The sequence below is a fragment of the Pseudomonas mandelii genome (assembly GCF_002251635.1).
Classification (GTDB): Bacteria; Pseudomonadota; Gammaproteobacteria; order Pseudomonadales; family Pseudomonadaceae; genus Aquipseudomonas; species Aquipseudomonas mandelii_B.
Genome location: NZ_NMOJ01000006.1, coordinates 1 through 9,780 on the forward strand (window position 1 = coordinate 1; position 9,780 = coordinate 9,780).

Sequence of the window (9,780 nt, forward strand, 5' to 3'; positions counted from 1 at the left end):
TGGGTCCATTGGCCCATCCAGTCGAACAGGCTCATGTCGTCTTCAAAGTCCGAAGCGTGGTCTTGGGCGTAGTAGCCCAATTCTGCGGCGTCGGTCCACTTGATGCTACCCGCATCCGGCGTCAGTTCATTGACCAGGGTGCGCAGCAGGGTGGTCTTGCCGATACCGTTCGGGCCGATGATCGCCACGCGCTCGCCGGCTTCGACCTGGAAGCTGAAGTCCTTGAACAGCGGCTTGCCGTCGAAGCCTTTGGCCATACGATCGACGATGACCGCCTGGCGGTGCAGTTTCTTGGTTTGTTCGAAACGGATGAACGGGCTCACGCGGCTCGAAGGCTTGACCTCGGCCAGTTGGATCTTGTCGATTGCCTTGGCGCGGGAAGTGGCCTGCTTGGCTTTCGAGGCGTTGGCCGAGAAGCGGCTGACGAACGATTGCAGTTCGGAGATCTGCGCTTTCTTCTTGGCGTTGTCCGACAGCAGTTGCTCGCGGGACTGGGTTGCCACGGTCATGTACTCGTCGTAGTTGCCCGGGAACAGGCGCAGCTCGCCGTAGTCCAGGTCAGCCATGTGGGTGCACACGCTGTTCAGGAAGTGACGGTCGTGAGAGATGATGATCATCAGGCTGGAGCGCTGGGTCAGGATGTTTTCCAGCCAGCGGATGGTGTTGATGTCCAGGTGGTTGGTCGGTTCGTCGAGCAACAGCACTTCAGGGTCGGAGAACAACGCCTGGGCCAGCAATACGCGCAGTTTCCAGCCTGGCGACACTTCGCTCATCGGGCCGAAGTGTTGTTCCAGGGGAATACCCAGGCCCAGCAGCAGCTCACCGGCACGGGATTCGGCGGTGTAGCCGTCCATCTCGGCGAATTCGGTTTCCAGCTCGGCCACGGCCATGCCGTCGTCTTCGCTCATTTCCGGCAGCGAGTAGATGCGGTCGCGCTCGGCCTTGACCTTCCACAGTTCCTCGTGGCCCATGATCACGGTGTCGAGTACGGTGAATTCTTCGTAGGCGAACTGGTCCTGGCGCAGTTTACCCAGGCGTACGTTCGGCTCCAGCATGACCTGGCCGCCGGACGGATCGAGGTCGCCGCCGAGGATTTTCATGAAGGTCGACTTGCCGCAACCGTTGGCACCGATCAAACCATAACGGTTGCCGGCGCCGAACTTGACCGAGACGTTCTCGAAGAGCGGCTTGGCGCCGAACTGCATCGTGATGTTAGCTGTAGAGATCAAAGGTTTTTCCTGCGAAGCATTCAGAGTAGCTAGGGTTGCGGCAGTACCGATTCAGTACCCGTTTCCGGTATCCGAACCACGGGAAATGCATCCCGGTCAGAAGCGGAAGGTCCATCTGGCAATAAGTGGACAGCAGCATATGGAGCGCTTGGCCCGAGTCAAAGTGCGCTGAGACGGGGTTCATTCCCGTCATCAACCAAGGGGGGCGCGTAATGTTTGGCGGCGATTGTACTGGTCTGGCTCTTTAAACGATAGGGCGTTGAGGCCGCACGGGCGCTTTGGCGGCACCAGCGGACAGATTTTCACATTTGAAGGTTAACTATTGGTTACAAAATGAGACTAAAATGCCACTTTTCATCAACTGCCGTCCGTCGGCGCAGGCTCAAGGACGCGCCACCGGGACCGCTGTTTCGTATTCAGACGCTGCGCAAGCCCCCTGGGCCGCTGGGTTGGCGGGGGAAGCAGTTTGTTCACCTCTGACGTGTGACGATTTCTGTGAAACTGATCATTGCCGCTGTTTATGTAGTATCCATTGCCTACGTCCACCTGCGCGGTCGGGTGCGCCACAAGCTAGGGCGCCAGCTGAGTGATCACTCGTCATTTCTGGCGCCGATCAATTGCTTCCTTTATCTGTTCTCGAAAATCCCCAACAAGCCTTACCTCAATCCGGCCGATTTCCCGGACCTGAGTCCGTTGCAGGCGCATTGGGAAGAAATTCGCGAGGAAGGTCAGAACCTGATGCGGGCAGGCGAGATCAAGCGCTCTGACCAGTACAACGACGTGGGTTTCAACTCGTTCTTCAAGTCCGGCTGGAAGCGCTTCTATTTGAAGTGGTACGGCGACAGCCATCCTTCGGCGATGAAACTCTGCCCGCGCACCACTGAGTTGGTGCAAAGCATCGGGTCGATCAAAGCCGCGATGTTCGCCGAGTTGCCACCGGGTTCAAAACTGGTCCGCCACCGCGATCCCTACGCCGGCTCTTACCGTTATCACCTGGGCCTTGAAACGCCCAACGATGCCGGTTGCTACATCAACGTCGATGGTGAGAACTACCACTGGCGCGACGGTGAAGCGGTGATGTTCGACGAGACCTTCATTCACTACGCCGAAAACACTACCCAGCAGAACCGTATCATTTTGTTCTGCGACATCGAACGCCCAATGAAGTACCGCTGGGCGGCGGCGTTCAACCGCTGGTTCAGCCGTAACGTGATGGCAGCTGCCGGTTCNCCGAATGATGCGGGGGACAAGACCGGTGGCATTAACCGCCTGTTTGCCAAAATCTACTCGATTCGGCTGCGGGGCAAGGCGCTGAAGAAGCGTAATCGCAAACTTTACTATCTTGAGAAGTGGGCGATTTTTGGTGGGTTGCTGGCGGTTTTCGTGCTGATCTGAATGCTGTATTGCGGCGTAGGGCCTCATCGGGGCAAGCCCGCTCCCACAAGGTTCTGCGGTTGCCGCCAATTAATGCGCTGACACTAAACCCTGTNAGCCACTGGAACGCTTCGTGGCTTTCTTTTCCGCCGCTGGTTTGGCAGGCGTTTTACTTTTAGAAGCGGGCTTACTTGCGGCCTTGCCGGCACTCTTGCCCCCGAGGCTCCGTTTCAGCAACTCGGTCAAATCAATCACATCAGCTGTCTTGCGCTCCTCTTCACCCGTCGCCGTTTCCACATCCTCAATCTTGCCTTCATTCGCCTTCTTCTCGACCAGCGCCATGATCTTGTCTTCAAAACTGTCGCGATAATCCTCGGGCTTCCAGTCGGCGCTCATGTCCTGCACCAGACGCTTGGCCATGTCGAGTTCGCCCTTGGCCAGTTCGGGTTTGGTCACCTCAGTGCCTAACTCCAGGGTATCCAGACTGCGCACTTCGGCAGGCCAACGCAGCATCACCAGTACCAGCGCCGAGTCCAGTGGCATCAGCGCCGCCAGGTGCTGGCGGGTATGCAGCACAACGTGGGCGAGGGCGACCTTGTTGGTCTTGCTGAGGGTTTCGCGCAACAGCGCATAGACCTTGCCGCCGCGTTTGTCCGGGGCCAGGAAGTAGGGCGTGTCGATGTTTTGCAGAGGGATCTGGTCGGCGGCGACAAAGGCGAAGATGTCAATGGTCTGCGTGGACAACGGGTGCGCCGACTTGATTTCCTCCTCGCTGAGCACCACGTAACGACCTTTTTCGTACTGCACACCTTTGACGATGTGTTCCTTGGTGACTTCCTTGCCGGTGGCCTTGTTGATGCGCTTGTAGCCCACCGGGTCCATGCTGCGCTTGTCCAGCCAGTCAAAATCGACGCCCTCGGAGGACGTCGCCGAAACCAGCGCCACAGGGATATGCACCAGCCCGAAACTGATTGCGCCTTTCCAGATTGCCCGTGCCATGGTCGTCTACTCGCGAGTGATGTGTTCAGGTGACCCGTGGCGCGGCGCAAAAGTTTCAGCGGGCTGCGGCCCGGCCCTGCTGGGCCGTCAACTGGTGTTACATCTTATGAAAGAGGTTTTAGTTAACAAATCCGAACCCCGGGCGTAGCGTGCTATCGAAGATTCTATCCACGCTGACGCCCAGAGGCCTCCCATGAACAGATTCGTGCTCGCCTGCACCGTACTGGCATTCAGTGGCCTGATGAGTCAGCTGGCCCAGGCATCGCCACCTTCGTTAATGCTGCTGGCCCAGAGCCCCACGGGCAATTCCAGTAACCCCTACAACAGCCCGATCCGCCGGGCCAATCCCAATAGCATGCAAGGCACACAACCCGCAGCCCCGGTGATTCGCGGGCCAAGTACCGTCCCGGTGCCCCGCCCACCGACCCTTGATAACGGCGGCATCGGCAATCGCTATCCCCAGGACCGAACCGCTCCCTCCAGCCCGCCCAAATTCATTCCCAATCCGCCTCATCGAGATGCAGACACCAGCAACCGTTGAACGGCAGGACAGCGTCTTGCCGGCTATTCGAACGACAAAAGGAATCGTGCATGTTGCGTAAAAACCTATTGGCTGCTTTCTGCGCCAGCTTACTGCTCACCGCCACGGTACCCGTTCTCGCGGCACCGCCGCAGGATATGAAAAGCGAGCAGGGCACCCTTGAGGTCTGGCAAGTTGCCAAGGGCCTTGAACATCCGTGGGCCTTGGCGTTCCTGCCCGATCGCAAGGGCATGCTGGTCACCGAACGGCCCGGCAATCTGCGGGTGGTGGATTACGATGGCAAGCTCTCGGCACCGATCAATGGGGTGCCAAAGGTCTGGGCCAAGGGGCAGGGCGGTTTGCTGGACGTGGTGCTGTCGCCCGACTTCAAGCAGGATCGCACGGTTTATCTGTCCTACGCCGAGGGCGGTGGTGCGGGCGACAAGGCCGGCACGGCGGTCGGGCGAGGCCAATTGTCCGAGGACCTGAAAACCCTCAAGGACTTCAAGGTGATTTTCCGCCAGGAGCCCAAGCTGTCGGTCGGCAATCACTTCGGCTCACGATTGGTGTTTGATCGCGACGGCTACCTGTTTATCACCTTGGGCGAAAACAACGATCGGCCGACCGCGCAGGACCTCGACAAGCTGCAAGGCAAGGTCGTGCGGATCTACCCGGACGGCAAAGTGCCGGATGACAACCCTTTCGTCGGTCAGGAGGGCGTACGCCCCGAAATCTGGTCCTATGGCCAGCGCAATCCGCAAGGTGCAGCGCTCAATCCGTGGACCGGCGTCCTTTGGGAGAACGAGCATGGCCCGCAGGGCGGTGATGAGATCAACATCATCGAACGCGGCAAAAATTACGGCTGGCCGCTGGCGACCCACGGCATCAATTATTCCGGCCAGCCGATCCCGGAAGCCAAGGGCAAGACCGCTGAAGGCACCGTGGCGCCGCACCATGTCTGGGAAAAGTCCCCCGGCCTCAGCGGCATGGCGTTCTACGATGCGGATCGCTTCAAGGTNTGGCAGCACAACCTGTTCATTGGTGCGNTGGTAAGCCAGGAGCTGATCCGCCTGCAGTTCGATGGCGACAAGGTGNTNCACGAGGAACGCTTGCTCGGCGNNNTGCACGCGCGGATTCGCGATGTGCGGCAGGGGCCGGANGGCTACNTGTATGTGCTGACCGATGAGGACGACGGCAGGCTGTACAAGATTGGCCTGAAGTAACCCCCCCCTGAAACCAGCCAATTCCCTGTGGGAGCGAGCTTGCTCGCGATAGCGATGTANNAGCTCGCTCCCACAATGGAGGTTGGTGCCTTCGCCAGCACTATAGAGTTGTGAGGCTTATGCTCGGTCATACAGGATAACCGCCGCCCGAAGCTTGCCCCGGCCAAAGCTGCACATCTTCTCGAACTCCCCGTGGCTGACCGGCAGGTGCTGGCAGTCCAGGGGCTGGCGATGCTGGCTGTGGTCTACATCGGGGTCGTGCAGGTAGACGAATTCATCATCGCAATCAGTGACGATCACCCAATGAGGCGCCTTGGAGCGGGTCAGCCGATAGCTGCTGATCAGCACCAGCGGTTGTCCGCCATCGTCCAGTAGCCGAGGGAGGTTCAGCGGGCCGCCGATCACTCGCTCCACATCCGTCTCGAGTAGCTGCGTGGTGAACTCCTCGTGCACCAGGCGCATTACGTCTTTTTTATGCTCATCGCGCACGCCATCGAGAAACAGCGGTCCTTCCATGCTCAGTTGTAGACGCACCCGAAAACCCCGACGCCATGCCGCCAGCGCCAAGCCTTGCGGGCTGCAGCCGCCATGGCCTGCGGTCATGAACACGGTGGTCGCCTCGCGCCAGATTTGCAGCTCTTCTCGACGCTCCAGCCATCGATCACCTTGCAGCGCCCCCATGGCCATCAACAGGCAGGCCGGGCCGCAGGTGAAATCGGTGGTCTGCCGGTACCACGGGACTTGGATATTGCGCGAATCACGGTGCTCAAGAATGCGCTTTTCCAGGCGCAGCGCATCGGCATGGTCCTGGTAGTAGTCATGGATCAGCGCGAAACGCCGGTAACCATTGCGCTCATACAAGGCAATCGCCGCGGGGTTGTCGATCCGCACTTCAAGCCGCAAGTAGGCACAATCATGTTCAAGGGCGCAGGATTCGATGCGTTCTAGCAACTGCTTGCCCAGCCCGCTGCCGCGCGCTTCGGCCGCGATCGCAATCGAGTAAAGCCGCGCCAGCGAAGTGCCCCGGTGAAACAGCACCACCGCATAGCCGACCAAATGCTCCCCACGTTGGGCCACCAACAGCTGACCATGAGCCCGAGTAATCATCCACAGAAAGCTGCGACTGTTGAGCCGGTCTGTGGTGAAACATTGCTGTTCGAGTTCCAGCAGCGCGGGTAAGTCTTCAACTACCGCCAAGCGAAAGACAGTGTTCATATGACCGCCGTAAAAGTTGCGTAACGAAACGGGACTTCNNNAAAAGNTCGTGCTTAATAGGAAAGGTCTTGTTCTCCAACGGATCAATCACTATGTCAGCGGTACAAGGTCATTGGCGCGAAGTATCCGAGCAAACTTTGCCGGCAGCAACTTATTTAAATGACGCAGGCAGAACTTCAAGTCAGTTGATTATCATCGTCGAACGCAAGGAAGACTGGGCCTCGTATTTCCCCAGCGAGGACATCGTCAGCGCTCAGGAATACCTCGAGCAGACGCGGGACAACGAACAGGGCAAACGGGTCCAGGTGATCAACCTGTGCCGTAGCTACAAGTACCTGGGGCACGGTTACTACTGCTCGTTGCTGGCCGAAGCACGAGGGCACAAGGTGATTCCATCGGTGCGGACCATCAGTGAGCTGACCAAAAAATCCCTGTACGGCCTAGCCCTTGATGATCTGGATAAACCCCTGGAAAAAGCCCTCAGCAATCATCTTTACAGCGACACCGAAGGCTTTACCCTGACGTTGTACTTCGGCAAAACCAATATAGAGCCTTTGCAGGATCTGGCGCGTCAGTTGTTTGAAGTGTTTCCGTGCCCGATCTTGTTAGTTGAGTTCCGCCGAACTAATGGTTGGCACATCGAAGGCGTAAAGTCCGGCGCCCTGCATAAATTACGCGAAGATCAGGAAGATCAATTCGCCAACTCCCTGGACAGTTTCAGTCGCAAGATCTGGCGTGTACCACGCTCACGACGGCTGGCCCGTTATGACCTGGCGATCCTGCATGACCCGCAAGAAGCGTTGCCGCCTTCCAACGCGAAGGCACTGGATAATTTCGTGCGCGTCGGCAAGACGTTGGGCATTGATGTCGAATTGATCGAGCGCAAGGACTACGCGCGTATTGCCGAATACGACGGCTTGCTGATCCGCGAGACGACCAGCGTCGATAACCACACCTATCGATTTGCCAAAAAAGCCGAGAGTGAAGGGTTGGTGGTGATGGATGACCCGGCGTCGATCCTGCGCTGTACCAACAAGGTCTACCTCACCGACCTGCTCAACAGTCACCAACTGGGTATGCCCGCCACCGAGATTCTCTACAAGGAGCGACCGGAAGATTTCGAGCGGGTCGGCGAACGCCTCGGCTTCCCGCTGGTGTTGAAGATCCCCGACGGTTGTTTCTCCCGGGGCGTGATCAAGGTTGAAAGCCAGGAAGCCTTGCTCAAGGCCACCGCCGAGTTGTTTGAACACTCGGTGCTGTTACTGGCCCAGGAGTTTTTCTACACCGAGTACGACTGGCGCATCGGCGTACTCAACCGCAAGCCGATCTTTGCCTGCCAGTACTTCATGTCCAAGGGCCATTGGCAGATCTACAACCACAAGGCCATCGGCCAGGACATCAACGGCGAATGCCGCACCCTGGCGGTCCACGAAGCGCCCAAGGCGGTGGTGGAACTGGCGGTCAAGACCGCCAACCTGATCGGCGACGGCCTGTACGGCGTCGACCTCAAGCAATCCGGCGACAAGGTGGTGGTGATCGAGGTCAACGACAACCCCAATATGGATGCCGGTATTGAAGATGCGTACTTGCAGGACGATTTGTATTCGCTGGTACTGGAAGAGTTCGTCCGTCGCCTGGAACTGAAACGTCGCGGCCAGGCCTGGTGAACGGCCGATGATCAGAAGCTTTCAACTGGCCGGTGGCGCGCTGCAATCGGTGGAACGCCTGGATGCCGAGGTGATGCTGTTCAGCAACCCCGATGCCGCCGAGCGGGATTTGTTGCACAGCCATTTCAAGCTCGATGAGCACGCCCTGGCCTCGGCCCTGGACCCCGATGAGGTGTCACGTATTGAATTTCACCCCGACTACCTGTTCCTGATCTGGAAACGCCCGGAGAAATACTCCGGTGGTGGCAACCTGATGTTTGAAGTGNCGTCCTGTGGCTTGCTGTTTTCTGCGCAGCGCTTGCTGGTGATCGCCACCGACGATGCGCCGCTGCACGGGCTCGGCACCCGCCNGCCGCTGCACACGCCATTGGATGTGCTGCTCGATCTGTTGCTCAACAACATCCATCACTACTTGGGCCACCTCAAGGTGATCAAGTTGGTTGCGCGGGAGTTGCAGCAACAGTTCAACGCGTCGATGAGCAACCATCACCTGATGCAAATGTTCAACCTCAGCGAGAGCCTGATCTATTACATCAACGCGCTGCACAGCAACGGCGCGGTGCTGTCGCGGTTGCGTAATCATGGGGAAAAGGAACATTTCAGCGCCGAAGCCATCGGCCTGATCGACGACCTGATCATCGAAAACAACCAGTGCTACAAACAGGCGGAAATCTACTCCACGGTGTTCTCCGGGTTGATCGACGCGCGCGGCAACCTGATGAACAACAGCATGAACAACCTGCTGCGCAAGCTGACGTTGATCAACGTGGTGTTCCTGCCGCTTAACCTGATTGCCAGTGTGGGCGGCATGTCGGAGTTCAGCATGATGACGGCGGGTACACCGTGGTGGGTGTCGTATCCGTTGTTTCTGACGGCGATGATGATTGGGGCGGGGGCGATGGTGCTTGGGCTTAGGCGGCTGGCGAAATGAATATGTTGGCAGTCAGGCCGCAATCGCGGGCAAGCCCGCTCCCACAAAGAACACCGATAACCTGTGGGAGCGGGCTTGCCCGCGATTGCTTCAGCAGCATCACAACAACTTCTGAATCAGGCTTGCTGGCCCGCATCAACACAACGCTTGCGGTTCTTAAGCCCACGAACCACGAGGTACAACAACGGCCCGACAGATACGAAAACCGCCGTAATCAACAAATACGGCAGCACCGAAATCGCCGACTGCCCACGCCCGCGCGCATCCCTGTACATCCAGATTCCCGCCAGCGTCGCCAACAGATAAAGATCAATCACCACCTGCGCAGTATCCGGGCGTGACATCAAACCGATGCCGAAGTCGATCAACGACTGCTCCGCCTGAAGCATCACGGAAACGGTGTAGCCGGCAAAGGCGATCAAGGCAATGAGGGGCAGGGCGACAGACTTCATGGTTTCCTTCCTTGGGACGATGAGCGGTGTCGCCAGCCTACAGAGGCCTAAGAAAATTGGCCATTGACTTGCCCGCAACGCCCGGCTAATTTCCAGCCATGACTTCCACCGTATTGCGCTGCCAGCCAAACATTATTACCGCCATTCCTTATTTGGCGGGATAGCGCACG

General features: G+C 58.2%; 9 protein-coding genes. 5 read left to right on the forward strand and 4 right to left on the reverse strand.

All coding sequences use genetic code 11. The annotated features are described in order from the left end of the window. On the reverse strand, positions 1 to 1,229 hold a 1,229-nt coding region (locus B7L09_RS01035), incomplete at its 3' end, for an ABC-F family ATPase (protein WP_094467390.1). 495 nt (positions 1,230 to 1,724) lie between these two features. Between B7L09_RS01035 and lpxO the strand changes: the two genes are divergently transcribed. Then, positions 1,725 to 2,624: a lipid A hydroxylase LpxO gene (gene lpxO, locus B7L09_RS01040; protein ID WP_094467382.1), complete on the forward strand. Its 900-nt coding sequence runs from the start codon at positions 1,725 to 1,727 to the stop codon at positions 2,622 to 2,624. Positions 2,625 to 2,693: 69 nt separating this feature from the next. On the opposite strand, the gene ku is transcribed toward lpxO, so the two are convergent. Further along, positions 2,694 to 3,602 carry a non-homologous end joining protein Ku gene (gene ku, locus B7L09_RS01045; RefSeq protein WP_094467383.1) on the reverse strand — a complete coding sequence of 303 codons (909 nt, stop codon included), beginning with the start codon at positions 3,600 to 3,602 and terminating at the stop codon, positions 2,694 to 2,696. 193 nt (positions 3,603 to 3,795) lie between these two features. On the opposite strand from ku, the gene B7L09_RS01050 reads away from it, so the two are divergent. Next, positions 3,796 to 4,143 (forward strand): hypothetical protein, encoded by a 348-nt coding sequence (locus tag B7L09_RS01050; RefSeq protein WP_094467384.1) that lies wholly within the window; start codon positions 3,796 to 3,798, stop codon positions 4,141 to 4,143. 50 nt (positions 4,144 to 4,193) lie between these two features. Further along, positions 4,194 to 5,345: a PQQ-dependent sugar dehydrogenase gene (locus B7L09_RS01055; RefSeq protein WP_094467385.1), complete on the forward strand. Its 1,152-nt coding sequence runs from the start codon at positions 4,194 to 4,196 to the stop codon at positions 5,343 to 5,345. 117 nt (positions 5,346 to 5,462) lie between these two features. On the opposite strand, the gene rimI is transcribed toward B7L09_RS01055, so the two are convergent. Then, a complete protein-coding gene (gene rimI, locus B7L09_RS01060) occupies positions 5,463 to 6,560 on the reverse strand; it encodes a ribosomal protein S18-alanine N-acetyltransferase (protein WP_094467386.1) in 1,098 nt (365 codons plus the stop codon). A gap of 92 nt (positions 6,561 to 6,652) precedes the next feature. Here rimI and B7L09_RS01065 point away from each other — a divergent pair, with 92 nt between their 5' ends. Further along, the gene (locus tag B7L09_RS01065; RefSeq protein ID WP_094467387.1) at positions 6,653 to 8,227 is read left to right on the forward strand and encodes a RimK family ATP-grasp domain-containing protein; all 1,575 of its coding nucleotides are present in this window, start codon (positions 6,653 to 6,655) and stop codon (positions 8,225 to 8,227) included. Between the two features lie 7 nt (positions 8,228 to 8,234). Beyond that, positions 8,235 to 9,158: a magnesium transporter CorA family protein gene (locus B7L09_RS01070; protein WP_094467388.1), complete on the forward strand. Its 924-nt coding sequence runs from the start codon at positions 8,235 to 8,237 to the stop codon at positions 9,156 to 9,158. 116 nt (positions 9,159 to 9,274) lie between these two features. Here the strand turns inward: B7L09_RS01070 and B7L09_RS01075 are convergent, their stop codons facing one another. Then, complete coding sequence (locus B7L09_RS01075) at positions 9,275 to 9,610, reverse strand: DUF2834 domain-containing protein (protein WP_094467389.1); 336 nt, start codon at positions 9,608 to 9,610, stop codon at positions 9,275 to 9,277. Positions 9,611 to 9,780 lie beyond the last annotated feature (170 nt).

Bases quoted from the DNA above. Each gene is read 5' to 3' on its own strand.
- B7L09_RS01050 (WP_094467384.1), top strand. From the start codon at position 3,796: ATGAACAGATTCGTGCTCGCCTGCACCGTACTGGCATTCAGTGGCCTG.
- rimI (WP_094467386.1), bottom strand. From the start codon at position 6,560: ATGAACACTGTCTTTCGCTTGGCGGTAGTTGAAGACTTACCCGCGCTG.
- B7L09_RS01065 (WP_094467387.1), top strand. From the start codon at position 6,653: ATGTCAGCGGTACAAGGTCATTGGCGCGAAGTATCCGAGCAAACTTTG.
- B7L09_RS01075 (WP_094467389.1), bottom strand. From the start codon at position 9,610: ATGAAGTCTGTCGCCCTGCCCCTCATTGCCTTGATCGCCTTTGCCGGC.